A 26937-nucleotide genomic window follows, 5' to 3' on the forward strand; every position below is an offset into this window, starting at 1 on the left:
TGTTACAGGGCTGCTTTGAACAGCTCTGTCAGGTTGGCTTCCGTTAGCTCAACCGGGTTGCCGCCGCAGGATGGGTCGATGATCGCACCCTTGACCAGCTCAGGGATGCTGGCCTCGGTGACGCCAAGCTCAGCCAGCTTGCGCGGGATGCCCATGCTATCGTTCAGCTCATCCACATAGGCGCGGAACCCGTCAAAGCCGCCGTCGATGCCCAGATAGGCAGCCGCCTGATCAAAGCGATCGGCAATCGCGCTGGCGTTGAACTTCAACACTTCGGGCATACAGACCGCATTGGTGGTGCCGTGGTGGGTGTTGAACACAGCGCCAATTGGGTGGCTCATGGCGTGAATGGCGCCCAGACCCTTTTGGAAGCCGGTGGCCCCCATGGCTGCGGCTGACATCATCTGCGCACGCGCTTCGATATCGGTGCCATCGGCATAGGCGCGGGGCAGGTAGTCCTTGACCAGGCGCATACCTTCCAGCGCGATGCCCTGCGACATCGGGTGATAATGCGGGGACGAGAAGGCCTCGACACAGTGGGCAAAGGCATCCAGGCCTGTGCCTGCGGTAATGAACTTGGGCATGCCCACGGTCAGTTCCGGATCACAGATCACCACCGTTGGCAGTACCTTGGGGTGAAAGATGATCTTTTTGGCGTGGGTGACACTGTCGGTGATGACCGAGGCCCGGCCAACTTCAGATCCGGTGCCGGCGGTGGTTGGCACAGCGATGATTGGCGCGATGGCGTCTGCATCGGCGCGGGTCCACCAGTCGCCAATGTCCTCAAAATCCCACAGCGGACGGGTTTGACCGGCCATAAAGGCAACCATTTTACCCAGATCCAAACCAGAGCCACCGCCAAAAGCAATCACACCGTCGTGGCCACCTTCGTTGTAAGCCGCAACACCAGCTTCAAGATTTTTCTCGTTTGGGTTCGGGTCAACTTCCGAGAACATGCCGCGGCCCAGGCCTGCAGCTTCCATGATGTCGAGGGTCGACTGGGTCACCGGCAGGCTGGCCAGACCTTTGTCTGTCACCAGCAGGGGCTTCTTGATGCCAGCCTGCGCACAGGCTTCGGCCAATTCCTTGATCCGGCCAGCGCCGAATTTGATTGCGGTCGGATAGGACCAGTTTCCAACAAGGCTCATCAGCTTGTCACCTTCTTTAGATGGTAGGATTTGGGGCGTGTCAGGTTGTGGAACCCAATCACCGATAGGCCGCCACCGCGACCTGTGTCTTTGCAGCCGGTCCAGCACAGGCCCGGATCCAGATAGTCAGCCCGGTTCATGAACACAGTGCCGGTTTCGATCTGATCACCAACAGCTTGCGCGCGATCCACATCCTGTGTCCACAGCGATGCGGTCAGGCCAAACTGGCTGTCGTTCATTAGCTCGATGGCTTCCTCGTCGGATGACACCTTCATGATGCCAACCACCGGGCCAAAGCTCTCGTCCTGCATGACGCGCATGTCGTGGGTAACATTGGTCAGGATCTGTGGCGTCAGATAGGCGCCCCCGTCATCCTCGGCCATAGTGTCGATGTGGGCCACTGCGCCAGCCTCAACCGCCTCGGCAATCTGATCACGCACTTCCTGGGCAAAGCGTACATTGGCCATGGGACCGATGGTTGTGGCCTCTTCCAGAGGGTTGCCCAGATTGTAGCCTTTGACGATGGCAATCGCCTTGGCCAGAAACGCATCATACTGGCTTTCGTGTACGTAGATACGCTCGATCCCGCAACAGCACTGGCCCGAGTTGAACATGGCGCCGTCGATTAGTGTATCAACGGCTGCATCCAGATCGGCGTCTTCCATGACATAGCCGGGATCTTTGCCGCCCAGCTCGGTGCCGACACCAGTAAAGGTGCCTGCAGCTGCGCGTTCCATCGCCTTGCCGCCGCCGACTGAGCCGGTGAAGTTGACAAAGTTGAACGCCTTTTTGGCAATCAGCTCGGATGTGGTGTCGTGATCCAGGAAAACGTTCTGGAACACGTCTTCTGGCACACCCGCACTGTGGAAGGCTGCCGCCATCCGCTCACCCACCAGCAGGGTTTGGGTCGCGTGTTTCAGCACCACGGTGTTGCCTGCAATCAAGGCAGGGGCCACAGTGTTGATCGCGGTCATATAGGGGTAGTTCCACGGGGCAACCACCAGCACCACGCCGTGTGGCACGTGCTTGATGTAACGCTTGAACGTGGCATCTTCACCAACCTCGATATCGGCCAGCGCCTCTTCGGCGATGCTTGCCATGTGGCTGGCGCGCTCGTTGAAGCCACCAAACTCACCGCCAAAGCGTACCGGGCGACCCATCATATGGGCCAGTTCAGGCACGATTTCGTCGTTCATGGCGCCAACAGCAGCAACACCAGCCATGACCAGTTCGGTGCGTTCCGCCAGCGGGCGGGCTGCCCAGGCCGTCTGAGCCGCGCGGGCGCGATCGGTGGCAGCAAATGCTGTATCTTGCGACAGGGTATCGCGTTCTGCATAAACCGATCCATCGATCGGCGAGATACATTTCAGTGTCTGGCCCATTGCCAAACCTCCAGCTTCAGGGGCAGCAATTGCCCTGTTTCACTATTCAAAGTTCTTCCAAAACCACCGCCAAACGCGTCATCTGCCAGCTGGCGGTGGGATTTCGAATTCAATCAGACCTGTTCGAAACCGCGGGCGATTTCATAGTCGGTCACAACCCGGTCAAAGTCTTCAACCTCAACCTCGGCGGCGCGGGTGTAGTGGTCAACTACATCATCACCCAATGCAGCACGCAGCATTTCCGAACCCTTCAACGTGACCGCCGCATCACGCAGCGTGTTTGGGATCATGCCAGTGTTGCCTTGGTAGACATCACCCTTGGTTGGCTCTTGCAGCTCCAGGCCTTCTTCGATCCCGGCGATACCAGCGGCTAGCATGCCAGCCATCGCCAGATAGGGATTCATATCGGATCCCGGAATGCGGCATTCCACACGGATCGCCTTAGATCCAACGCCACACAGACGATAGCCTGCGGTGCGGTTGTCCACTGACCAAATAATCCGGGTTGGGGCAAAGGTGCCCTTCATGAAGCGTTTGTAGCTGTTGATATAGGGCGCCATGAAGGCGGTGTAGTCGGGTGCATATTTCAGCAGGCCGGCCATGTAGTTCTTCATCAGCGGTGACATGCCCAGCGGGTCGCTCTCATCAAAGAACGCAGGCGCGCCATCTTTCCACAGCGACTGGTGCACGTGGCTGGACGAGCCAACCTTGTCGTGGCTCCATTTGGGCAGGAAGGTCACCGCGTGACCCTCTTGATGCGCGATCTCCTTGATCGCGTGCTTGGCAATGGTGTGAAACTCAGCCGTGTTCATCGCATTAGCGTACTTGATGTTGAGCTCTTCCTGGCCGGTTTCGGCCTCGCCCTTGGAGTTCTCGATCGGCAGGCCCGCATTCCACAGATGGTTGCGGATCGGGCGCATCACGTGTTCCTCGCGCGAGGTCTGCATGATGTTGTAATCTTCGTTGACGCCAGAAATCGGCTCCAGATCGCGGTAGCCCGACTTGCGGATCTCGTCAAAGCTCTTCTCGAACAGGAAAAACTCCAGCTCGGTGGCGGTCATCGGCTCGTAGCCCATGGCCTGCAAACGCTGAACCTGCTTCTTCAGGATGGCGCGCGGCGAGTGGGGGACTTCTTTGTGGGTGTGGTGATCCAGTACATCACAGAGCACCATCACAGTGCCTTCAAGCCACGGCACCGGGCGCAATGTAGCCAGATCCGGCTTCATGACGTAATCGCCATAGCCGCGTTCCCAGCTGGTGGATTCGTAACCATCCGGTGTGGCCATCTGCAGATCGGTGGCCAGCAGATAGTTGCAGCAATGGGTTTCTTCCCATGCGCCTGCCACAAAGTGACCAGCATGGAAGCGTTTGCCCATCAGGCGGCCCTGCATGTCCACCAGGCAGACCAGAACGGTATCAACGGTGCCATCGGCAACCTGTTCTTTAAGCGTGTCGAAGGAAAGCATGAGCAACCTTTGTAATGTTAGGCCGGGCAATCAATTTGCATCCGGAATTTGTCAAGGAAGGGAGCTGGCCCGCATGGGGCCAACTCCGATGATATGTAGTCAGTCTTAGCCGTAACGATAAGGGCGGCCAGCCGCCTGCATGTCGGCGTTGTACTTCTTGAAGATCTCGACAACCTTGGCCTTTGTTGGGCTTTCGGCTGCGATTTCGTCCCAGAACTTGACCGCTGCGTCTTCGACGGTCTTCCACTCTTCATCAGGGATCGAAGTGAGCTCCATTTTTGGACCATTGACTCGCAGCGAAGCTTCGCCACCCCAGTACCACCACTGACGATAGTAGTGCGACTGGTCACAGCAAGCGCGGAACAGGGTCTGCATATCTTCTGGAAGCTCGTTCCAGCGGCCTTGGTTGGCAAAGAAGGACCCGGCCCATGCGCCCGAGATGTTGTTGGTCAGGAAATAGTTGGTCACGTCAGCCCAGCCAACGGTGTAATCTTCGGTGATGCCGGACCATGCAATACCGTCCAGCTCGCCTGTTTGTACCGCAACTTCGATGTCTTCCCATGGCAGTGTCACTGGAACAACGCCAAACTGGCTCAGGAAACGACCAGCAGTTGGGAAGGTAAAGACGCGCTTGCCTTTCAGATCAGCCAAGGACCGGATTGGGTCTTTGGTGGCAAAGTGGCACGGATCCCATGCACCAGCCGAGATGTGCTTGACGCCAACCTTGGAATACTCTTCGTCCCAGATCTCGTTCAGGCCGTACTGGTTGAACAGCACTGGCACGTCCAGGCTGTAGCGCGAACCAAACGGGAAGTAGCCGCCAAATACGGTGACTTCGGTAGGCGACGCCATCGAATCATCGTCGGACTGAACCGCATCAATAGTGCCGCGCTGCATGGCGCGGAACAGCTCGCCAGTAGGGACCAGCTGGTCAGCATAGAACAGTTCGATCTGCATGCGGTCGCCTGCGATCTTGTTGAACATGTCGATGGCAGGCTTGATCACGTGCTCACCCAGCGAAGCACCGGCATAGGTCTGCATGCGCCACTTGATGGTGCTTGATGCCAGAGCAGGCGTGGCCAGTGGTGCAGCCATTGCGCCCGCACCAGCGGTGGTTAGAAACTTACGTCTTGTCGTCATAGTCGTTTCTCCTTGTTAAAATACGGCCCCCTGTCGGGGCTCTTTTTGTGATTATTTTCCGTACACGTAGTCAGGTAGCCATATGGCGATCTGTGGGAAGATCATGACCAGTGCCAATGCCGAGACCATGATCAGCGCAAAGGGGATGATCGAGATATAGATGTCGCGCAGCGAGATTTCCGGCGGCGCCATTGCTCGCATCAGGAACAGGTTATAGCCAAACGGCGGTGTCATATAGGCGATCTGGGTGGTGATGGTGTAGAGCACGCCGTACCAGATCAGGTCGAAACCCAGTTCGCCAACCAGCGGCACATAGAGCGGCGCTACGATCACCAGCATGGCGGTGTCATCCAGGAATGTGCCCATCAGCAAGAAGCTGACCTGCATCAGGATCAGGATCATCCATGGGCTAAGACCCAGCTGGCTGGTGAACAGGTCCTTGATCGCATTGACCGCGCCAAGACCGTCAAAGATCGCACCAAAGCCAAGCGCCGCCAGAATGATCCACATGAACATGCAGGAAATGCCCAGCGTTGAACGGACCGAGGTTTCAAACACCTCTTTGTTCATCCGGCCCTTCAGCACTGCCGCCACAAAGGCGGTCATCGCACCAATGGCAGAGCTTTCCACCAGCGAGGTCCAGCCGTTGACAAAGGGCACCATCATCGCAGCAAAGATCGCCAGAGGCAGCACGCCTGAGAACAGCAGCCGGTGCTTTTCCTTCATGAAGATGTCTTTGTAGAACATCGGGTTGTGGCGAAGTACAAAGGATGCAACCGCAGCAGCCAGCGCAATACCAGCGGTGGTCTTGGCGTCAGCGATACCCCCCAGCGCCAGCAAGGGCAGGATGATCAGTGTGCCCAGAACAATGTAGTTCAGACGCAGTGGGTGGTCCGAGATCCGTTCAAACTCGGCCAGATCCTCGGGTTTCATCGCTGGCCCCAGATGCGGCTGAATACGGGCGCGCAGATAGATGTAGATGATGAACATCGTCGCCATCATCAACCCCGGCAGCACGCCCGCCAGCCACAGCTGACCCACGGGCTGGCGTGCGATCATCGCATAAAGCACCAGGACCACCGAAGGCGGCACCAGAATGCCAAGTGATGATCCGGCCTGAACTACACCGGTCACCAGAACCTTGTCATAGCCGCGCCGCAGTAGTTCGGGCAGGGCGATGGTGGCGCCAATGGCCATACCGGCAACCGACAATCCGTTCATAGCCGATACCAGAACCATCAAGCCGATGGTGCCGATGGCAAGGCCACCTTTGACCGGTCCCATCCAGACGTGGAACATCTTGTACAGATCATCAGCGATCTTGGATTCTGACAGCACATAGCCCATGAAAATAAACATCGGCAGCGTCAGCATCGGATACCATTTCATCAGCTTCATGGCTGCGGCAAATGGAATATCCGACCCCCCGACGCCCCACAGGGCCATACCGGCGGCAGCTCCAATGAAACCAATGGCGCCAAACACACGCTGGCCAGTCATCAGCATCAGCATCATACCGCTGAACATCAGGATTGCGATCAATTCATATGACATCAGAGGTCAACTCCACGAAGACGTCCGATATCCCGGAACAGTTCTGCAAGGCTTTGCAACAGCATCAGGATGACCCCGATGCAGAGCATGGATTTTACTGGCCACAGGAAGGGTCGCCAGGCGGTTGGGCTGCGTTCCAGATAACCGAGCTTTTCGCTGGCTCCGGTCACACCGTCGGTCAGGAAGGTCTTGAACAGATCCCAGAAGAACGAGAACGGCTCGACCCCGAAATAGCCAATGGAATAGGCGGTAGATCCGACAGCGCCAAAAAGCAGTACGCCAAGATAGAACATCAGGAACAACACGGTAAAGGCATCAACCCAGGCTTTGGTCTTGGTTGACCAGCCGCCATAGAACAGGTCCATCCGCACGTTTGATCCCATCTGGATCGAATAGGGACCACCCAGAATGTAGTATGCCACCATCACAAACTGCGCTGTTTCCAGCGTCCAGATTGACGGGTAGAAAAACGTCTTGGAAATCGACGACCACAGCAGTACGCCAACCAGTACAAAGATCAGGTACATGGCGATCCGGCCGATAAAGCGGTTCATCGCATCCACGCCACGGATATATCCGGTTATCACTCTAGGCATTGCTGTCCCCTTGTTGCGCCAGATCTGCCAGCGCAGGCTGGATCAGGGTCAATAGCTCTTCGGCCATTGCGGTTTCATCTTCTGGAGTGCGAACCAGATCGTTGCGAACTTCGATCATCACATTGGCCAAACCATGCGCAAGCCCGTGAATTCGCAATGAGTGAGTGACGCCATCCTGTGGGCCGTAAGGCTCGTTGCGCTCAACCCGGCGGTTCGGCAGCAGATCGGCGTGGGCCAACATGGCATCGGCCATCGAACTATCATCGTCATGCAAAATGCCGATCTCAACGGCACGCTGTTGGCCGTAATAGACCGGAGTAAAGCTGTGGATGGTGATCAGCACCGTCTGCAACCCTGCGGCCTTACGCGCCTGGACCATATCGGTGACAGCGTCACAGAACGGGATATAGATCTCGTCGGTTCGCGCCTGACGCTGCGTCGCAGTCAGATTCTGGTTGCCGGGCACTTCGATCAGTTCAGACTTCGCGGGCATAGCTGATGCCGCTTCGGGAGGGCGATTGCAGTCATAAACCAGTCGCGACACCCGGCTTGCCACCATGGGTGAATTCAGGGCTTCGCTTAGATACAGTGCAATGTTCCGTGCGCCGGGGTCCCAAGCAGCATGGCTGTCGCGATCCTCGGCCCGCAGTCCCAACCCAGAATAGGCATCAGGAATGTGATTGCTGGCGTGCTCGCACAGGATCAACGCAACACCGGATCCCTCCGGGTTGTTGATTTCCACGACCTCAGCGTGAGCGTTGGATTCGCCCAAAGACATACATGACTCCCCATTTTGGAAAAATCTTTTCATGAACTTTGATTTGTGTCAATATAATTTCAGAAGACAGTTTGCTCGCAAGGGCGAAGGCCTTCTCTTTGCGATACATGTGCTCTAAAAAGCGGCATTCAGCATGGGATTAGTATTTTGACCGAACCAACTGCCACAGTGCGCGATCTGCTGCGCGAACACTATTCCTCGCTGACCCAGTCAGAGCGTAAGTTCGCGACTTCATTGCTAGAAAACTATCCGGCGGCCGGTTTGGCTTCGATCACGATTGTGGCCTCAAATGCGGATGTGTCGACACCGACAGTGGCGCGGATGGTGCAAAAACTGGGGTTCAAGGGTTATCCGCAATTCCATCAGGCGCTGTTGAAAGAACTTGAAGCAACTGTTTCAGGACCAACGCAAAGACGCGACAAGTGGACGACTGAGGCCCCCGAAGGCCACATGCTGAACAGATTTGCACAGGCGGTGACCGATAACCTGGGGCAAACGTTTTCCAACATTGATGCCACGCAGTTTGATGCCGCGGTCCGCCAATTGGCCAATACCGAGGGGCGGTTGTATGTGGTTGGCGGGCGCATCACGCGGGCGCTGGCTGACTATGCATTCACTCACTTTCAGGCGATCCGGCAACGCGTCACCCATATGACTTCGTCCTCGGCTACTTGGCCGCACTATGTGCTGGATATGGTCGAAGGGGATACGCTGCTGATGTTTGATGTGCGTCGCTATGAGACCAACCTGCAACGGCTGGCCGAACTGGCGGCAGAACGCGGGGTCAAAGTAATTTTGATCACCGACCAGTGGGCCAGCCCCATCGCACCGGTGGCTGAATACAGTTTTAATTGCTGGGTCGAAATCCCATCCGCATGGGATTCCAACATTTCCACCATGATGCTGCTAGAAGCGATGATCGCGGCCACGCAGGAGGAAAGCTGGAGTGAAACGCGAGATCGTTATGAGAGACTGGATGAATTGTTTGATATGACCCGACTGTTTCGGAAGTTTTCCTGACGTTCCAAAATTTATCTGGATGAAGTCTGCGTTGTTGTAGGCCAATCTGTCTAAAACTATCTCTAGATCAGAATGTGCCTTTGGCTTAGCCAAAGGCCTTTTGCGTTTTGGGTTCTAGGTCGTCGCCTGACATGTGTTGACATTGATCGCATTCCCGTTTTATTTTACTATCTAAATTAAATAATATGGTTCTGAAGAAGGGATCAACCAAAGGGGGCGAACACAGATGTACATCGGGTTGGATCTCGGCACCTCGGGCTTACGGGCCTTGTTGGCCGATGAGAGCGGTGCCATCGTTGCAACCGCTGATGCGGCTTATTCGGTTTCGAATCCACATTCCGGATGGAGTGAGCAAGATCCAGCAGATTGGACTGCGGCCTGCGAGGTGGTGATGGCTGCGTTGAAGGATGCTCACCCCGTCGAGTTCAGTGCAGTTCGCGGGATCGGATTAAGCGGTCATATGCACGGCGCAACTTTGCTGGATGCAAAGGGGCAGGTGCTGCGACCCTGTATTTTGTGGAATGATACACGCTCGGCCGCGCAGGCTGCCGCTCTAAATGAAACCCCCAATGTGCGTTGCCTGTCTGGGAATATCGTCTTTCCCGGCTTTACTGCCCCCAAACTGAAATGGGTGGAGGAAAATGAGCCTGAGATCTTTGCCAAGGTTGCCAAGGTTCTGCTGCCCAAGGATTACCTGCGGTACTGGCTGACCGGAGACTATGTTGGCGATATGTCTGACAGTGCCGGTACGTCTTGGTTGGATGTAGGCAAACGAGAGTGGTCTGAGGAGTTGCTGGATGCCGGGCATATGCGTTTGGACCAGATGCCTAGGTTGGTCGAAGGCTCGGAGAGTTCAGGCAACGTACGGGCTCAATTGCTTGCGGATTGGGGGATGGCTGGGCCGGTTACGGTCGCAGGCGGTGGCGGCGATAATGCGGTCGCGGCCTGTGGGGCTGGCTGTTTTCGAGATGGCGACGGCTTTGTGTCTCTTGGCACCTCTGGTGTGTTGCTTGCTGCCAAAAACAGTTTCGCACCGGACCCGGCAACGGCTGTTCACACGTTCTGTCATGCCGTCCCGGACACATGGTATCAGATGGGTGTCATCCTTGCTGCAACAGACAGTCTGAACTGGCTGTCTGGGGTTTTAGGGCGATCTCCGGCAGAGCTGGCTGGGATGTTGACGGACGAGCCTTCTGGACCGTCGAATACTCTGTTCCTTCCCTACCTATCCGGCGAACGGACACCCCACAATGACAGTGCCGTCCGTGGATCTTTTGCTGGCTTGGATGTTGCGACCACTCCGGAGGATATGACACAGGCCGTCATGGAGGGAGTGTCGTTCGCTTTGCGCGATAATCTAGACGCCTTGAAAGCAACAGGAACAAAACTGTCCCGCATCTTAGCAATTGGCGGTGGGACAAAGTCCCGGTTCTGGCTCGAGACATTGGCGACAACGTTGAACCTTCCACTGGACCTACCTGAAAAAGGTGATTTTGGCGCGGCACTTGGGGCTGTTCGGTTGGCTATAGCAGCTGACACGAATGCCGACCTGTCTACCATCATGACCACGCCCAAAGTGGCGGCGACGGTTGAACCGCGCGCTGATCTGGTTGACCGATATTCTGAATCTCATGCGCGGTATCGTGCGCTTTACCCTCATCTGAAGGCTGCTCTGACATGACTACTGGATTTTTCCGCGACATCACCGAGATCGCATTTGAAGGCGCTGACAGCACCAATCCTTTGGCGTTTCGTCACTATAACCCAGATGAGATCGTCATGGGCAAGCGGATGGAGGACCATCTGCGGTTCGCAACTTGCTACTGGCACAACTTTGCGTGGCCTGGCAGCGACCCGTTTGGTGGCCAGACCTTTGACCGCCCCTGGTTCCCAGCGGATTCTATGGAACTGGCAAAGTTGAAAGCCGATGTGGCCTTTGAAATGTTCAGCTTGCTGAAATCGCCATATTACTGCTTTCATGATGCAGACGTGCGCCCAGAAGGCGCGAATTTTGCCGAAAACACCAAGAACCTAAACGAGATCGTCGATTATTTTGCTCAAAAGCAAGAAGAGACTGGGGTGAAGCTGCTTTGGGGAACCGCGAACTTGTTTAGCCAGGTGAAATTCATGTCCGGTGCGTCCACGAACCCTGATCCCGATGTGTTTGCTTTCTGTGCGGCAACCATCAAAACATGTATGGACGCAACTCACCGTCTGGGCGGAGAGAACTATGTTCTGTGGGGTGGCCGCGAGGGTTATGAGACGCTGTTGAATACAGATCTGGCCCAGGAAGACGCACAGATGGGTCGCATGTTGAACCTGGTTGTTGAGCACAAGCACAAGATTGGATTCAAAGGTGAAATCTTGGTTGAGCCCAAGCCACAAGAACCGTCCAAGCACCAGTATGATTATGACACAGCAACTGTTTACGGGTTCCTGAAGCGTCACGGGATGGAAAATGAAGTCAAAGTGAACATTGAGCAGGGGCACGCAATTCTGGCAGGCCATTCGTTTGAACACGAGATCGCAACGGCCACGTCACTGGGTATCTTGGGGTCCATCGACATGAACCGTAACGACTACCAATCTGGCTGGGACACGGATCAATTCCCGAACAACGTTCCAGAAGTTGCGCTTGCCTATTACCATATCCTTCAGGATGGCGGTTTGAAAACCGGTGGCACCAACTTTGACGCGAAACTGCGCCGTCAATCTCTGGACGCCGAAGACCTGTTGATTGCTCATATCGGTGGCATGGATGTATGTGCGCGCGGGCTAAAGGCGGCTGTTGCAATGATTGAAGACGGCACATTGCCTAATTTTGTCAAAGATCGTTATGCGGATTGGGATAAGCCTGTGAACCAATCTATGTTGGCGGGCAACGAATCCCTGGATGATATTGCGGCACGTGTTCAGGCGCAGGACATCAATCCCAAGCCAAGGTCGGGCAAACAGGAATATCTAGAAAACGTCGTCAATAGGTTTGTATGACCGTCGTTAGCGACTACGGCCAGTTTAACGGCCAATCCCTACGGGAGGTTACTATCAGCGATGGTGACGTCTCGCTGGCGATCCTGAACTATGGGGCGACAACAAGGGACTGGCGCGTGCCCTTGAACGGGCTGCGAATCCCCGTTGTGCTCGGCTACGATGACCCCACGAGATACGTGGGGCATAGTACCTATTTTGGAGCAATTGTCGGGCGGGTTTCTAACCGGATTGGCGGTGCGCAGTATTCTCTGGGTGGGCAAATCAATCAGTTGATCCCCAACGAAGGGGGCAATCAGTTGCACGGTGGTTCTTCTGGATTATCGAGCGCATTTTGGGAGATTGAACCCGATGGCGCGTCTGCTGTTCGTTTGCGGTATAACTCTCCTGCGGGCGAGGGAGGGTTTCCGGGGCGCGCCAAGTTCACGATTGACGTTCGACTGAATGGTGCTTGTGTAACCTATGATATGCGTGCCGAAGTGGACTATGTGACGCCAATTAGTCTGGCTCAGCATAACTACTATAATCTCGATGGTGCAGGGACCATTTGGGAGCATCGGTTGCACTGTAAGGCTGACCGAGTACTGGAGATGGACGATCTGGGTATCATGAACGGTGAAATCGCACCGGTCGATGGCACCAAGTTTGATTTTCGCAAGATGCGTTCATTCGAACAGGCCGATGCTGAACGTACTGGGACAGACCATAATCTGGTCTTTGAGGATGGAAGAAATATCAGCCAGCCTGTTGCAGAAGTTGAAGCGCCAAATGGATTGAGAATGAAAATTTGGAGCGATCAATCTGGTGCGCAACTTTATACCGCTGCGGCAATGCCAGTACAGCAAGGTGGGCTAGACGGGCAAGCCTATGGTCCGGCCGGTGGGTTTTGCTTTGAACCACAGGGTTTTCCCAATGCTGTCAATATCCCAACTTTCCCAACGGTTTTTGTTTCACCAGAAATGCCATACGTTCAGAAGTTGCAGGTCGAAATCAAAGGGAACTAACCAATGAAATGGATGATTGCTGGCCTGCTAATGGCGACTGGAGCACAGGCACAGGATCTGGGTCCCCGACCTGTGTTTCCCGAGATGGACCCTGCACGCGTTCAGCTTGGCCAGCTATTGTTTTTTGACCCGATATTGTCCGGTAACCGGAATATAAGTTGCGGCACCTGCCATCATCCTCGGTTCGGAACATCTGATGGAATGTCGTTGTCGATTGGCGAGGGCGGGGTTGGGCTGGGCCCGGATCGTCGCATTGATCCCAACAATCCCCCCGAAGACCGTATGCCCCGCAACGCGCCAGCACTGTGGAATGTTGGGGCAACCGAATTCAACACCTTCTTTCATGATGGACGGTTAGAGGCTGACCCTCAGAAACCCGGCGGCATACGTACTCCATTGGGGGCTGACATGGTTGTGGGCTTTGACAGTGTTTTGTCGGCTCAGGCTATGTTCCCTGTTCTCGCCAATGATGAAATGGCCGGGCATTATTCGGAAAACGACGTGTCACAAGCAGTGCGTCTTGGACACCTGAGCGTCAAGGACGGAGCGTGGGATAAAATCGCGGCAAGGGTCGAGGCAATTCCAGAATACCGTCGCGCATTCGATGCTGTTCTTGAGGAGCAGAGGCCCATCAAATTCACTGACATCGCCAATGTCATTGCAGATTTCACGCGGGTGGAATGGCGGGCTGATGATAGCCCGTTTGATCGCGCTATGATGGGTGGTCCACCGTTGTCGGCCGAGGCTACACGAGGGCAGGACCTGTTCTATGGCGAGGCGGGGTGTTCCAGCTGTCACTCCGGTTGGCTGCAAACTGATCACAGTTACCACGCGATCGCCATGCCTCAGATCGGGCCGGGCAAGGCTGCGCCTTTTGAAACCCACGCCCGCGATGCTGGTCGGATACGCGTCACCGGAGAGCAGTCGGATGAATATAAGTTTCTGACACCTTCGCTGCGCAACGTCGCGCAAACCGGCCCTTATGGTCATAACGGGGCTTATGCCAGCCTTGAGGCTGTTGTGCGGCACCATCTGGATCCGGTTGCGTCTTTGTATTCCTATGACCCCTCGCAGGTGCTGTTCCACGAGATTGAGCCAGCAGATGATTGGCGCGTTTTGACGGACAGCGATGAACTGGCCCGCATATCGGCAGCAAATGAGTTGGTGCCAATTGCGCTGGGCGATGATGACGTGTCTGACTTACTCGCCTTTCTACACAGCTTGACTGATACTGGAGCTGCCAAGGGGCGGCTGGGCGTGCCGGTTAAGGTGCCCAGTGGGTTGCCCGTTGATCAGTGATCTAATGTGATAATCTGGTTGGCAGTGACCTGCTGCCAGTCAGATGCGCTATGATCAGGTCGAACGACCCTAATCTCGGCAATCGTCTCCTGTCCCAAGCCGAAGTGAATAAGCCCCGCCTGACCGCTGGCATGCCCTCCACCGACAGTAATTTCGCGCGTTTGAACTCGGTCTCCGATACGCAGTTCTACATGGGCTCCGACGGATTGAGTATTGGGGGCAGGGGAGCCAAGAGTTACAGCCACCCAATTTCCTTGCGCTGATGTGTTCTGGTACAGGCTCATTTGCGCCCTCCGGTTCACAACTGCCAGATCCAGTTTGCCATCGAGGTTCAGATCCATCAGCACCGCGCCACGCGATCGCGCCAAGTTGGCGATTCCGGCTTCCAGTCCGCGTTCAGAGAAGGTGCCATCCGGGGATTGGATCAACAAGTTGTTCGGATCATCCATCGCAGCACCGGGCATTTGTTCAACATTGCCCTTGGCTACAAATATGTCGTCCAGCCCGTCGTTGTTCACGTCGCCAAACGCCGCGTGCCACCCGGTCGAGGGTCGCCCATCACCGCCGGTATAGGGGCGGTGCGCTGTTGTCCCACGCTCGTAGGTGACATCACGGTACCAAGGTCCACCTGCGGCCGGATCGAAATACTGAAACTTTTGATCCGCCATCGAGGTTAAGTAGACATCGGAAAACCCGTCGCCGTTCAAATCCCGAGACGCGATGCCCATGCCCCAGAGCATATAGGGTTGCCAGCCTTCGTCTTGCGAATAAAGGCGCGGGTAATCTTCCATCGCCCACATCTGTTCCTGCCCACCGCGTACATAGTAATGGCGATCATTGCTGACCCTCAGGTCTGCGCGACCTGAACGGGACCAGTCAGTGAACAGCATGGATAATGCGCAAAATCCTGGTTCTAACCGTGTGACGGGGGCATAGGATTGACCGTCGGGACGATACAACAGCGTCGCATCGCATGTCTCGAAAGGACCGTCGAAATTGCTGCGATCGACATAGGTACCAAAGGCAAGGGTCGGCAGGGTATTCCCAGCCTCCCAGGTCGCGGAAAATGCAGTGGTCCAATGAGTACCACTTTCAAATCCTAGGTCGGTGAAGGGCGCAAAGTCACAATCGCCATGGCCTTGCATCAATATGTCCGGTCCGGTGCGAAGGATCGCGAGATCCAGAATGGAATCCCCGTCAATATCAAGTGGATAGGCCCCGATCACACCAGTCAATGCCAAGGCGCTAGGAGTGTCGGCCTCAAATGTCAAACCACCGCCTGCTCCTGAGGTCACATTGCGCATCAGTTGAGCTGGGTTTTCACCACCCGCTGCATAGAGTTCGGGAAATTGATCCCCGTCGCAGTCGAACGCAGTCACACCACCGCCGACAAAATGTTCCCATCCCCCAGCGTAGACATGATCAGGAAGTGCGCGCTGGATGTAGGTGACGTCTGCGAATGCCGAGGGCGCAATCAGCGTGAAAGCTAGGGTTAGTTTAAGTGTCACTGGTTGCCAGCTCCCGAATCGCCAATGCGGATACTTCTTCGATGGCATAGGCTGCCGCGCCTTTTGCCCACATCAGGTCACCCCAGTTGTGAACGCGAACCTTGGGGGGCGGAGCATCGATCTGAACCACCCAACGCCGCATTTCTTCGATCACCTGATCTGAATAGAGATAGTCAAAGGACAATCGTGCACCGGATAGAATGATCAGCTTGGGGTCAAATATGTTGACGACATTAGCCAACCCCATGGCAAACATGCGCCCGGCGCGGTCAAAAATTGATCGAGCCATTTGATCGCCACCTTTAGCAGCGTCAACCAATTGGCCTAGATCCCGGTGACCCGCGCCGCCGTTGGTGATGTTGGCCTCACGCAACAGAGCATAATCCCCGACATAGGCCTCTAGGCAGCCACGTTGACCACATTGGCAAAGCGCGCCTTCAAGTTGGACCTTGGTGTGCCCGAATTCCGCGCCGCATCCGCGCGTGCCGCGGTAGATCTTGTTGTCGATGACAATACCCATCCCGACACCGTGCTCAATTGTTATGACCACGAAGTCACTGACATTACGGCCTTTGCCAAAAAGGTGCTCTGCCTTGGCCACCAGATTGGCGTCGTTGTCGATGAAAATCGGGCAGGGGGCATGGCGGGAAAGATGGGCGCCAAAGTCGACATTGCGCTCGTCCAAAGACGATGACCAATAGACGAAGTTTCGCTTGGCATCCATCATACCGGCCATCCCGACACCCATGCCTGAAATAGTGCCAACATCGATACCGGCCTTGTCGCAGGCCTGGCCTAGCGCGGTCATTATGGTCTTGCACAAGTCGTCAACTGGCATACGGCCCTGCGTCAAAGGCATCTCATGATCGACGATGTTGTTGCCTTCAAAGTCGAGAACCACCACAGAAATAACCCGGTGGGAAACCTTGATGCCGGCTATTCTATGGGCGTCGCCCCGAATTTTTAACGCAACACGAGGGCGCCCGCGTTTGGCATCTTGTCTTGGTGTGTCCGGCACAATTTCTGAGATCAAGCCGACATCAATCAATTCAGCTGTAATCGCCGTTACAGTTGCAGGGCTGACGCGTGTCGCCGTTGAAATATCAATGCGCGCAATACTTCCGGCTGCCCGAATCGTATCCATGACCTGCTGCTTTCCACTTTCGCGCTGCACGTCCGAGTGCGAGAGACGGCTCGACTTTCCCAAAACTATCACTCCTTGCAAGGCCATTTCATCATTCTGTGAGGTGTTAGTCGTGGTGACCTCGTTTTGATAGGGTACATGATTTAATTTGAAATTCAAAAAAAATAATGTTAGACCTATGCCACACGGACGGCTCGGCCTTACGAGCCCGATGAGAACAGGGAGGAATACAATGAAATTCTTAAGTGGAATCTCGCTGGCCGCAGTTGTGGCTATGACTGGTTCGGTTGCGTTTGCCGCTGATTTGACTGTTGGCGTTAGCTGGTCGAATTTTCAGGAAGAGCGCTGGAAGACTGACGAAGCTGCGATCAAGGGTGCGTTGGAGGCGGGGGGAGCCGACTACATTTCCGCTGACGCTCAGTCGTCATCTTCCAAGCAGTTGTCAGACATTGAGAGCCTGATCGCCCAGGGTGTTGACGCGCTGATCGTACTGGCACAGGATACTCAGGCCATTGGCCCTGCTATCCAAGCCGCTGCAGACGAAGGTATTCCGGTTATCGCGTATGACCGTCTTATCGAAGACAGTCGCGCCTTTTACCTGACATTCGACAATGTCGAAGTTGGCCGTATGCAGGCCCGTGCCGTGCTGGAAGCCTTGCCAGCTGGTAATTATGTCATGATCAAAGGTTCGCCAACTGATCCGAACGCAGACTTCCTGCGCGGTGGACAGCAAGAGGTTATTCAGGCGGCTGTAGATAGCGGTGATATCAAGATTGTTGCCGAAGCTTATACTGATGGTTGGTTGCCTGCGAATGCTCAGCGCAACATGGAGCAGATCCTGACCGCCAACGACAACAAAGTTGACGCTGTGATCGCTTCCAACGACGGCACCGCCGGTGGTGTTGTTGCCGCTCTGACAGCTCAGGGTATGGAAGGTCTTCCTGTTTCTGGCCAGGATGGAGACCACGCTGCGCTGAATCGCGTTGCTATGGGCACCCAGACTGTTTCGGTTTGGAAAGACGCTCGTGATCTGGGCAAAACCGCGGGTGAAGTCGCGGTTGCATTGGCCGGTGGTGCTTCTTTGGCAGACGTCGCAGGCGCTGCAAGCTGGACGTCGCCAGCAGGCACAGCGATGACATCAATGTTCCTGGCTCCAGTTCCTGTAACAGCTGACAACCTGAGTGTTGTTGTCGACGCCGGTTGGATCAGCAAAGACAAACTGTGTCAGGGCGTGACTAACGGCCCTGCACCTTGTAACTAAGATCTCGTTTTGAATAATGGTGCGTCCCTGTTAACCTAGGGGCGCTCCCCTCAAAAACTCTTGCTGTAACTGGAGTTCGGACATGACCGAAACCACGTCTCAGCCGATCCCATCTCAACCAAAACGCAGCCTGTTCCAGCAATTGGAACTGGACGTACGGCTATTGGGCATGATCGGCGCTTTTGTAATCCTCTGTATCGGCTTCAACATCCTGACGGATGGACGCTTCTTAAGCCCGCGGAACCTTTTCAACCTGACAATCCAAACGGTTTCGGTCGCGATCATGGCGACCGGCATGGTGTTTGTCATCGTGATGCGCCACATTGACCTGTCGGTTGGGGGTGTGCTTGCGGTTAGTTCGGCAGTCATGGCCTTGGTGCAAACAAAGTTCCTGCCAACCTATCTGGGACTTGGCTTCGACAATCCCCTGACTTGGATCATTGCCATCGCAATCGGCCTAAGCATCGGGACATTGATCGGCGCCTTTCAGGGCTGGCTTATTGGCTATCAAAGTGTCCCGGCCTTTATCGTCACCCTTGGTGGTTTCCTGATCTGGCGAAACTACGGCTGGCTTTTCACTTCCGGTCAGACAATTGGCCCGCTGGATAAGAATTTCCTAGTTCTGGGTGGTGTGAACGGCACCATGGGCGAGGCGACAAGTTGGACCATCGGCATCGTGGCCGTTGGGATTTCTCTTTGGGCGATGGTCGCGTCTCGTCGTGGTCGTATCCAGCATGGGTTCCCAGCCAAACCTGCTTGGGCCGAGGGCATTGTTATGGGTATTGTTACCTGCACAATCCTGGGCTTTGTCTGGATATTGAATTCTTACAATATTCCGACCCGCAAATTGCAACGTATGTTCGAGGCCAAGGGCGAAGTGATGCCTGAAGGTCTGGAAGTTGGCTATGGCTTGCCAATTTCGGTTCTGATTCTGATCGCAACGGCCATTGTCATGACCCTTGTGGCGCGACGTACCCGACTGGGGCGTTACATATTCGCAACCGGTGGCAATCCGGATGCGGCTGAGCTGTCGGGAATCAACACCCGTCTACTGACCGTCAAAGTCTTTGCCATCATGGGCTTTCTTTGTGCGCTGTCAGCAGTTGTCGCTTCGGCCCGTCTGCAAAACCACACCAACGACATCGGGACCCTCGATGAGTTGCGGGTGATTGCTGCGGCTGTCATCGGAGGCACGGCATTGGCCGGCGGGGCAGGGACAATCTATGGCGCGATCCTTGGTGCGCTGGTTATGCAGAGCCTTCAATCCGGCATGGCGATGGTCGGCGTGGATGCACCACTGCAGAACATCGTGGTTGGATCGGTTCTGGTTCTGGCTGTCTGGATGGACATTCAATATCGTAAGCGGACGGGGACAAAACTATGACGGTTTCGGAAACCAAAACTGCAAAACAGCGTCGTGCCGATGGCGACACGCCACTGGTCGAGCTGAAAGACATCTGTGTGTCTTTTGGTGGGATCCATGCGGTGGACCATGTCAGTGTTGATCTGCACCCAGGTGAAGTTGTCGGCCTGCTGGGTCACAATGGCGCCGGGAAATCGACTCTGATCAAGGTTCTGTCTGGTGCTTACCAAATGGATAGTGGTGAGATCCGCGTCAACGGCGACAAGGCAGTGATTACCAATCCACGTGATGCGCGCACCTATAACGTCGAGACCATCTATCAGACGCTGGCGCTGGCCGATAACCTTGATGCGGCATCGAACCTGTTCTTGGGACGAGAATTGACCACTCCACTTGGGCTGGTTGATGATTCCGCGATGGAAGCGGAATGTCGCAAGATCATGGGCGGTTTGAACCCGAACTTTCGCAAGTTCTCTGAACCGGTCAGTGCACTTTCCGGTGGTCAGCGACAGTCGGTTGCCATTGCACGGGCGGTCTATTTCAACGCCAAGATCCTGATCATGGACGAACCGACCGCTGCTCTGGGGCCGCAAGAGACCCAGATGGTCGCTGAATTGATCCAAAAGCTTAAGGCGCAGGGCATTGGGATCTTCTTGATCGACCACGACGTTCACGCGGTGATGGAGCTGTGCGACCGTGCCAGTGTGATGAAGAACGGTCAGCTGGTAGGTACCGTGAACATTGATGACGTTACGGATGATGATCTTTTGTCGATGATCATTCTGGGCAAGAACCCCAGTCAGGCTGCAGCGTAATAAATAACTGTGCCCCGGAAGCCGGGGCACAGTTATATCCACCTGGATATTGCTCCACCACGACTACCATTTTTTTAGGTTTGGGCGGAGGTGAACAGGGCGGTGGTAAAATAAATTCGACAAACAGGCCCGGAATGAGCTTTTAAATACGCAGTCCGGCGCAAAGAAAATTTGGACCAACATCAGGATGATTACCCCGGCCATGGTTTGCGCTTAAGGCGCAAGAAACTAAAGTCACCTATCATTTGGCGCTGGTTAGGCACAGTCCCAATTAGTTGCTGGCCGGACAGACCGATGAGCGAGCTCCACGTGCCTGACAACGTAGTTTCGTGGTAGTACTCTCTGAGGTCCTCGCCGTTGACCCGCTGGTTGTTCTTTGTGTCCCTGCTGGCTGGACCGTTGTCGTTGAAGGGGGCGATCCCCTGGTAATTCTGCGCGTCCTTGTTGTGGTGTTTGGAGTAGCGGTATTCTGACGTGGCACCACAGTGGTCGTAGGAGTGGCCGTATTCCTAAGTCTTTTCGTGGTGACGGAGGGGCTCGTTCGGTTCCCGCTCGTTGCCGTCCCGGGTATTGGTGAAGTCACAACTACAGGAGGTGCAACTGTTGTGTTTCCTGTTCGGACGGTCATCCTGGGGGTGGTGCCGACTCGCGCTCGAGTGCGTTGGCTGGGCTGACCGGTTACTGGCAGAATTGTATCTCCTGTAATGCCGGTCCTCGCAGTTGTCGTCCTCGCAGTTTTGGGGCGCTCCCGACCTGTGCTGATGCTGCCATTGTCGAGGATCAACTGACCTGTGCCGACAAGGTCGGTGCCGTAGGGCGGCGCGCTTGAAGTTGGTCGTCGCCAGTTTGACAGGAGCGCTGATTTTTGTGAATTTGTGAGGGTACCGGTAGCGCTATAATCATTCGATTTCTGAAATTGCACAATGGCTGCTCGGGAGCGCGGGCCCAATATGCCGTCCGCCGTTCCGGCAGAATACCCAAAATGGTTGAGTGCCATCTGAATCTGGCGATTTCCCTCACGAGTGGAAGTGGTTGTGTTCGCCGATGTCGCCAGTTGAGGTTTGTTGATTTCGTTCTGAATGGTGTTGTTCAACACACCTGTGAGTGCGCCTCGCAGTATGTTGTCCACCTGTGCCAGAACCGGTTCGGCAGGCAGGAGTAAACACATAGCTGACAGAGAGGCTAAAATTGCATGACGGCACACTATACATCCCCACAAATGAGCAAGTCCATCCGTGGGCCTATAGTACCACAAACGAGCCAATTTTTCAGCGGCCCTCACAGCTTTGTGTGACGGCTACCTTGTCATGTAGTTTCAACGGGAAAGCCCCCACAGAACTGTGTCTTGTCTATTGATTTCGGATTAAATTTGGGGGCGATCAACCGCACGGGTGAGAACTAGAGGCCCTAAACTGCGGCGCAATTTTGCGGGCTACTACGGGGATAAAAACCAGACTTCAATATTAGTGAGTGTATTCAAATGCGAGTCGCGGAGACGGGGTTCGCCACTCAATGATCCTAATGCATTGTATTGAATGATAAATAACCCTGGTGTCAAATTTAGCACCACATAGAGTACAACTGCCGGATTCCATTGGCCAACTTTTGAAATCAATGGCCATTCAGTGAGAAGCACTGCATCAGTAGTGCTTTCCAGAGTTTCATTCGATGCAATGGAAGCATTTCACAACGCCGCCCAACATATTCAGACTTCCTATCGTGTGCCCTTCTTCACAGCTAGCACATCTAGTGGTATTTACTTCTGAACTGAAAAGGTTCAGAAGTCGAAATAAGTGATCAGGTTGCCAGCACGGGAAAAACTATGACGGTGGACAATGCGGATGACGGATTTCAGGCTCTAATACCGGAAATTCGGGCCATTCTGGGTGTTTTTGCGCTGTATGGAAAATTGGACGAGAGCATCGAAAAGATGAATGACGATCCAAAACTGGCCAAGATGGAACGCCGGATGATCATTCGCTTGGATCAGCCCAGACGCATGGGGCTGCTGGCCCAGATGATGTTGACCGTTCCTTCGGCGGTGACAGCCTCTGCCGACGGTTTGGAAGAAAAGGGTCATTTGCAGCGGCGCCGAGACCCTGATGACAAGCGGGCCTGGCTGTTAGAGCTGACCGAGAGCGGCAAAGAAATCCGTCGCGAAATGGAACAGATGGCCGGGGTGATGTTCCGAGAGGCCTCGGGGCTGAATGAGGAAGAAATACATGTTTTCTCGGAGCTGGCCGGGAAAATCTACGACAACGTAATTCGAACCGGTCTGCCCGGAGGACTAAAAGCATGCGATTGATGAAAACCATTCCAACCGTTCTGACGATCGCCATGATCTCTGCGCCTTTGATGTCTGTGGCTGAAACCGCTCCGAAGCCAGTGAAACTGATGACCACACAATCAGGGGACGCCCGTCTGGAACGCCAGTTCTTTGGTCAGGTTGCGGCCAAGCAAACGGTGGATCTGGCCTTCCAGGTCAGTGGGCAGGTTTTAAAACTGCCGGTGGCTGAAGGTATCATTGCGCCAAGGGGCACATTGATTGCTGAGCTGGATCTGGAGCAGTTTGAGTTGAAGCTGGAGCAGGCCCGGCTGCAAAAAAGAGCAGGCGGATCGCACCGTGGCACGGATGGCCAAACTGGAAGGCACGGTGAGCAAGGTGGCGATGGATGATGCCGAAACGCAGGCCGGGCTGGCTGCAATTGCAGTGCGGGACGCCGAATATGCGTTGCGCCATGCCACCCTGAAGGCGCCGTTTGATGCGTTGATTTCAAGCCGTGAAGTTGCGGTATTTACAACCGTTAATGCTGGCACACCTGTTGTTCGGCTACACGACATGTCGCAGTTGCACATCGAAGTAAACGTACCAGAGATCCTGTTCCAGAAGTCCGAAGAAGGGAATGTTCTGGAAATCAACGCCAGCTTTCCTGGGCGCAGTGAGGAATTTCCACTACAGATCCTCGAATTTGATGCTGAGGCCAGCAATATCGGTCAAACCTACCGCGTGACCTTTTTGTTTGAACCGCCGGAGGACATGCAGGTGTTTCCCGGTGCCTCGACAACAGTAACGGTCGTGGTGGATGCCGGGGAAAATATCATTTCACTGCCCGCAACCGCGCTGGTCAGCAATCCTGCGGGGCAGGTTGGCGCGATGGTGTTTTCGCCAACGGGCGCTGATGTGGGAATGGTGACCTGGACGCCCGTTGAAATCGAGCCAACTCAATTTGGCGATTTCCGGGTGGTATCGGGCCTTCAGGGCGGCGAGGATATTGTGCTGACCGGTGGCGACGCTTTGACCAATGGTCAGTCGGTGCGCCGGTTCACCGGCTTTGCGAATTGAGGGCGGCGATATGAACATCGCACGCGCGTCTATCGACAAGCCACTGTATACGTGGCTGATCATGCTGATTGCCCTGCTGGGGGGCATCTGGGGGTTCACCACGTTAGGGCGGCTGGAAGATCCGGCCTTTACCATCAAGCAGGTCGTCATTGCGACACAGTACCCCGGCGCTACCGCTGAACAGGTGGCGCTTGAGGTCTCGGAACCGCTGGAATCGGCAATTCAAAAGATGGGTGAGGTAAAGGTGATCACCTCGATCAACCAACCAGGATCGTCGCTGATCGAAGTCGAAATGCAGGACATCTATGATGGCACCGAACTGCCCGAAATCTGGACCAAGCTGCGCGCGCGGATACGGGATGCGTCAGGCGGTCTGCCAGACGGGGTCGGGCAGCCCTATGTGAATGACAACTTTGGCGACGTATTTGGCCTGTTCTATGCGGTCACGGCCGAAGGTTTCACCGATGCGGAAAAGCACGAGCTGGCGACATTTTTGCGCCGCGAACTGTTGGCCGTAAGCGGCGTTGCAGATGTCGAAGTGTCCGGCCTGCCAAACGAGGCGATTTTTGTTGAGCCGGATCTGGCGATTTCGGTGAACCAGAATATCCCGATGTCAGCCGTGGCAAACGCCATCGCCACCTCTAACTCGGTGCGTGCTGCCGGGACATTGGATGCAGGGCCAAGCGAGACGCGCATGTTGGCACCGGCCGGGTCTGACAGCGTATCCGAGATTGCCGGCCTGTCGGTTGGGGCGCAGGGTGAAGTTGTTAATATCTTTGACATGGCGTCGGTGCATCGTGGCCGGACAACGGATCCTGATCTGATCATTCGCTTTAACGGCACCGAGGCGTTTTCTTTTGGCATTGCCGGGCTTGCAACTGAAAACATTGTTGAGGTTGGCAAGCGGGTTGATGCCAGACTGGCCGAACTGGATGCGGATATCCCCTATGGGGTCGAGTTAGAGCCTATTTACCAGCAGCATGTTGTGGTCGAGCAGGCCTCAAACGATTTTCTGATCAACCTTGCCATGTCGGTGGCAATTGTGATTGCAGTTTTGGCGGTCTTTATGGGCTGGCGGGCTGCCATCGTGGTGGGCACAACGCTGTTGCTGACGGTTGTCGGCACACTGTTGTTCATGAAGCTGTTTTCAATTTCGATGGAGCGAATTTCGCTGGGGGCGCTGATCATTGCTATGGGCATGCTGGTGGACAACGCCATTGTGGTCGCCGAAGGCATGCAGATCTCTATGCTGCGCGGCAAATCCTCGCGCGATGCAGCTGATGAGGCCTCGGCCAAGACGCAAATCCCGCTACTGGGGGCAACGGTGATTGGCATCATGGCTTTTGCCGGGATTGGCCTCAGCCCGGATTCCGCCGGTGAATTCCTGTTCTCGCTGTTTGCGGTGATTGCAATTTCGCTGCTGCTGAGCTGGGTTCTGGCGCTGACAGCCACACCGCTGCTGGGTCACTACTTTTTCAAGCAAGGGAAAGAAGGCGCTACCGATGCCTATGGCGGGCTGTTGTTCCGCGCCTATGGCGGCACCCTGCGATTGGCGCTGAAACTGCGCTGGCTGGTTGTTGTTGGGCTGGTAGCAGTCACCTTTATCTGTTTCATTGGTTTTGGTCAGGTCAAACAACAGTTCTTCCCAAACTCAAACACACCGCTGTTTTTTGCCCATTACAAACTGCCGCAGGGCACATCGATCCATACCACGTCTGACCATTTGAAAGTGTTCGAAGATTGGCTGGCCAAGCGGGAGGATGTGGTCTCGGTCACCAGTTTTGTGGGGCAGGGGGCGTCGCGGTTCATGCTGACCTATCAGGCGGAAAAGCCAAACCCCAGTTATGGCCACCTGATTATCCGGGCACCAAACCTAGAGGCGATCCCGGCCATTCAGGCGGATCTGGAGGCCTTTGGCCAGGCGCAGTTCCCCGAGGGCGAGTTTCGCACAAAGCGGCTTGTTTTTGGGCCGGGTGGCGGCAACCCGATCGAGGCGCGGTTCTCAGGCTCGGATCCAAAGGTGCTGCGGGAACTGGGCCAAGAGGCTGCGGCGCGATTGGCGGCGGCATCCCCAAATATCCTGAGCATGCGCACTAATTGGCGCGAACAGGAATTGGTGCTAAAGCCGGTCTATGCAACCGACAGGGCCCAGACCGCAGGTGTAAGCCGGGAAGACATCGCCGACACGCTGATGTTCTCAACCGATGGCATAACGGGCGGGATGTTCCGCGAACGCGAGCGCCTGATCCCGATCATTCTGCGCCGCCCTGTGGACGGGGCCTATAATCTGATGGATCAGGTGGTTTACTCCAGCTCAACCGGACAGTTTGTGCCACTGGAACAGATGATTGATGGGGTTGATGTCGAGGTCCAGAACACGCTGGTCCACCGCCGCGACCGGGTGCCAACGTTGACCGTCAGCGCCGACATTCCAGCTGAGATGACAGCAGCGACAGTGTTCAACGAAGTTCACGAGGCCATCGAAGCGATGGAGCTGCCACCCGGCTATAAAATGGAATGGGGCGGCGAGCATGAGAGTGCGGCAGATGCCAATGCCAGCCTGGGCGGGCAGCTGCCGCTGTCGGGGTTGATCATGGTGCTGATCTCGGTGCTGTTGTTTAACGCGATCCGCCAGCCGGTCATCATTTGGCTGTTGGTGCCGATGTCGGTCAACGGTGTGGTGATTGGCCTGCTGGGCACAGGGCTTCCCTTTACCTTTACCGCTTTGCTGGGGCTGCTCAGCCTGTCGGGAATGTTGATCAAGAATGGCATTGTGCTGGTCGAAGAGATCGATCTGGTCCGGGCCGAAGGTAAACAGATGCGCGACGCCATCGTCGAGGCCTCGGTTTCACGTCTGCGCCCCGTCATGCTGGCGGCAGTGACCACGGTTCTTGGCATGGTGCCCTTGCTTGGTGATGCCTTCTTTAAATCAATGGCGGTGACTATCATGGGTGGTCTGACATTTGCTACGGTGCTGACCCTGATTGCAGCCCCGGTGTTCTATTTGATCTTTTTTGGCCGTGAAGAAAGACGGGAAGCCAAGACTGCCTAATATCTATTGTTGGTGGGCAGTTTAACATTGGCTCTAGTATTTAGCGGCAAACATAGACCAGCTGAATAGGTCTGAC

Annotated in this window: 20 protein-coding genes and 1 pseudogene; 11 read left to right on the forward strand and 10 right to left on the reverse strand. The window is 55.3% G+C overall.

Annotated elements, in window-relative coordinates:
- Positions 1-2: 2 nt before the first annotated feature.
- The 7 genes from DL239_RS15715 to DL239_RS15745 all read right to left on the reverse strand — a co-directional run bounded on the left by DL239_RS15715 (position 3) and on the right by DL239_RS15745 (position 8064).
- Positions 3-1148, reverse strand: coding sequence for an iron-containing alcohol dehydrogenase (locus DL239_RS15715; protein ID WP_167685053.1), 1146 nt, complete (start codon positions 1146-1148; stop codon positions 3-5).
- Positions 1148-2530 carry an aldehyde dehydrogenase family protein gene (locus DL239_RS15720; RefSeq protein WP_167685054.1) on the reverse strand — a complete coding sequence of 461 codons (1383 nt, stop codon included), beginning with the start codon at positions 2528-2530 and terminating at the stop codon, positions 1148-1150. The genes DL239_RS15715 and DL239_RS15720 overlap by 1 nt, the downstream gene beginning before the upstream one ends.
- Positions 2531-2643: 113 nt before the next feature.
- Positions 2644-3996, reverse strand: coding sequence for a glutamine synthetase family protein (locus tag DL239_RS15725; RefSeq protein ID WP_167685055.1), 1353 nt, complete (start codon positions 3994-3996; stop codon positions 2644-2646).
- A gap of 105 nt (positions 3997-4101) precedes the next feature.
- Complete coding sequence (locus DL239_RS15730; RefSeq protein ID WP_167685056.1) at positions 4102-5136, reverse strand: TRAP transporter substrate-binding protein; 1035 nt, start codon at positions 5134-5136, stop codon at positions 4102-4104.
- Positions 5137-5187: 51 nt separating this feature from the next.
- The gene (locus DL239_RS15735) at positions 5188-6690 is read right to left on the reverse strand and encodes a TRAP transporter large permease (protein WP_167685057.1); all 1503 of its coding nucleotides are present in this window, start codon (positions 6688-6690) and stop codon (positions 5188-5190) included.
- Positions 6690-7286, reverse strand: a complete 597-nt coding sequence (locus tag DL239_RS15740) for a TRAP transporter small permease subunit (RefSeq protein ID WP_167685058.1) — start codon at positions 7284-7286, stop codon at positions 6690-6692. Before DL239_RS15740 ends, DL239_RS15735 begins: the two co-directional genes overlap by 1 nt.
- Positions 7279-8064, reverse strand: coding sequence for an N-formylglutamate amidohydrolase (locus DL239_RS15745; protein WP_167685059.1), 786 nt, complete (start codon positions 8062-8064; stop codon positions 7279-7281). The genes DL239_RS15740 and DL239_RS15745 overlap by 8 nt, the downstream gene beginning before the upstream one ends.
- A 147-nt stretch (positions 8065-8211) precedes the next feature.
- Between DL239_RS15745 and DL239_RS15750 the strand changes: the two genes are divergently transcribed.
- The 5 genes from DL239_RS15750 (at position 8212) to DL239_RS15770 (ending at position 14375) form a co-directional block, all read left to right on the forward strand.
- On the forward strand, positions 8212-9084 hold the full coding sequence (locus tag DL239_RS15750; protein ID WP_167685060.1) for a MurR/RpiR family transcriptional regulator: 873 nt from the start codon (positions 8212-8214) through the stop codon (positions 9082-9084).
- 226 nt (positions 9085-9310) lie between these two features.
- Complete coding sequence (xylB, locus tag DL239_RS15755) at positions 9311-10765, forward strand: xylulokinase (protein ID WP_167685061.1); 1455 nt, start codon at positions 9311-9313, stop codon at positions 10763-10765.
- Positions 10762-12075, forward strand: a complete 1314-nt coding sequence (gene xylA / locus DL239_RS15760) for a xylose isomerase (RefSeq protein ID WP_167685062.1) — start codon at positions 10762-10764, stop codon at positions 12073-12075. Before xylB ends, xylA begins: the two co-directional genes overlap by 4 nt.
- The gene (locus DL239_RS15765) at positions 12072-13076 is read left to right on the forward strand and encodes an aldose epimerase family protein (RefSeq protein WP_167685063.1); all 1005 of its coding nucleotides are present in this window, start codon (positions 12072-12074) and stop codon (positions 13074-13076) included. Before xylA ends, DL239_RS15765 begins: the two co-directional genes overlap by 4 nt.
- 3 nt (positions 13077-13079) lie before the next feature.
- On the forward strand, positions 13080-14375 hold the full coding sequence (locus DL239_RS15770) for a cytochrome-c peroxidase (protein ID WP_167685064.1): 1296 nt from the start codon (positions 13080-13082) through the stop codon (positions 14373-14375).
- Here DL239_RS15770 and DL239_RS15775 read toward each other — a convergent pair.
- The gene (locus DL239_RS15775) at positions 14369-15931 is read right to left on the reverse strand and encodes a CRTAC1 family protein (protein WP_167685065.1); all 1563 of its coding nucleotides are present in this window, start codon (positions 15929-15931) and stop codon (positions 14369-14371) included. The genes DL239_RS15770 and DL239_RS15775 overlap by 7 nt on opposite strands.
- Complete coding sequence (locus DL239_RS15780) at positions 15873-17090, reverse strand: ROK family protein (RefSeq protein ID WP_167685066.1); 1218 nt, start codon at positions 17088-17090, stop codon at positions 15873-15875. The genes DL239_RS15775 and DL239_RS15780 overlap by 59 nt, the downstream gene beginning before the upstream one ends.
- A gap of 169 nt (positions 17091-17259) precedes the next feature.
- On the opposite strand from DL239_RS15780, the gene xylF reads away from it, so the two are divergent.
- The 3 genes from xylF to DL239_RS15795 all read left to right on the forward strand — a co-directional run bounded on the left by xylF (position 17260) and on the right by DL239_RS15795 (position 20466).
- Positions 17260-18288 (forward strand): D-xylose ABC transporter substrate-binding protein, encoded by a 1029-nt coding sequence (gene xylF, locus DL239_RS15785; protein ID WP_167685067.1) that lies wholly within the window; start codon positions 17260-17262, stop codon positions 18286-18288.
- Positions 18289-18370: 82 nt separating this feature from the next.
- A complete protein-coding gene (locus DL239_RS15790; protein WP_167685068.1) occupies positions 18371-19672 on the forward strand; it encodes a sugar ABC transporter permease in 1302 nt (433 codons plus the stop codon).
- Positions 19669-20466, forward strand: a complete 798-nt coding sequence (locus tag DL239_RS15795; protein ID WP_167685069.1) for an ATP-binding cassette domain-containing protein — start codon at positions 19669-19671, stop codon at positions 20464-20466. Before DL239_RS15790 ends, DL239_RS15795 begins: the two co-directional genes overlap by 4 nt.
- 271 nt (positions 20467-20737) lie before the next feature.
- On the opposite strand, the gene DL239_RS21925 is transcribed toward DL239_RS15795, so the two are convergent.
- The gene (locus DL239_RS21925) at positions 20738-21634 is read right to left on the reverse strand and encodes a peptidoglycan-binding domain-containing protein (RefSeq protein WP_369410580.1); all 897 of its coding nucleotides are present in this window, start codon (positions 21632-21634) and stop codon (positions 20738-20740) included.
- Positions 21635-22288: 654 nt separating this feature from the next.
- On the opposite strand from DL239_RS21925, the gene DL239_RS15805 reads away from it, so the two are divergent.
- The 3 genes and pseudogenes from DL239_RS15805 to DL239_RS15815 all read left to right on the forward strand — a co-directional run bounded on the left by DL239_RS15805 (position 22289) and on the right by DL239_RS15815 (position 26861).
- The gene (locus DL239_RS15805; RefSeq protein WP_167685071.1) at positions 22289-22771 is read left to right on the forward strand and encodes a MarR family winged helix-turn-helix transcriptional regulator; all 483 of its coding nucleotides are present in this window, start codon (positions 22289-22291) and stop codon (positions 22769-22771) included.
- A 32-nt stretch (positions 22772-22803) separates the two neighbouring features.
- Positions 22804-23809, forward strand: a pseudogene (locus tag DL239_RS15810) (efflux RND transporter periplasmic adaptor subunit).
- A 10-nt stretch (positions 23810-23819) separates the two neighbouring features.
- Positions 23820-26861 (forward strand): efflux RND transporter permease subunit, encoded by a 3042-nt coding sequence (locus tag DL239_RS15815; protein ID WP_167685072.1) that lies wholly within the window; start codon positions 23820-23822, stop codon positions 26859-26861.
- Positions 26862-26937: the final 76 nt, after the last annotated feature.

Origin of the sequence: Parasedimentitalea denitrificans (assembly GCF_011813015.1) — a bacterium.
GTDB lineage: Bacteria > Pseudomonadota > Alphaproteobacteria > Rhodobacterales > Rhodobacteraceae > Parasedimentitalea > Parasedimentitalea denitrificans.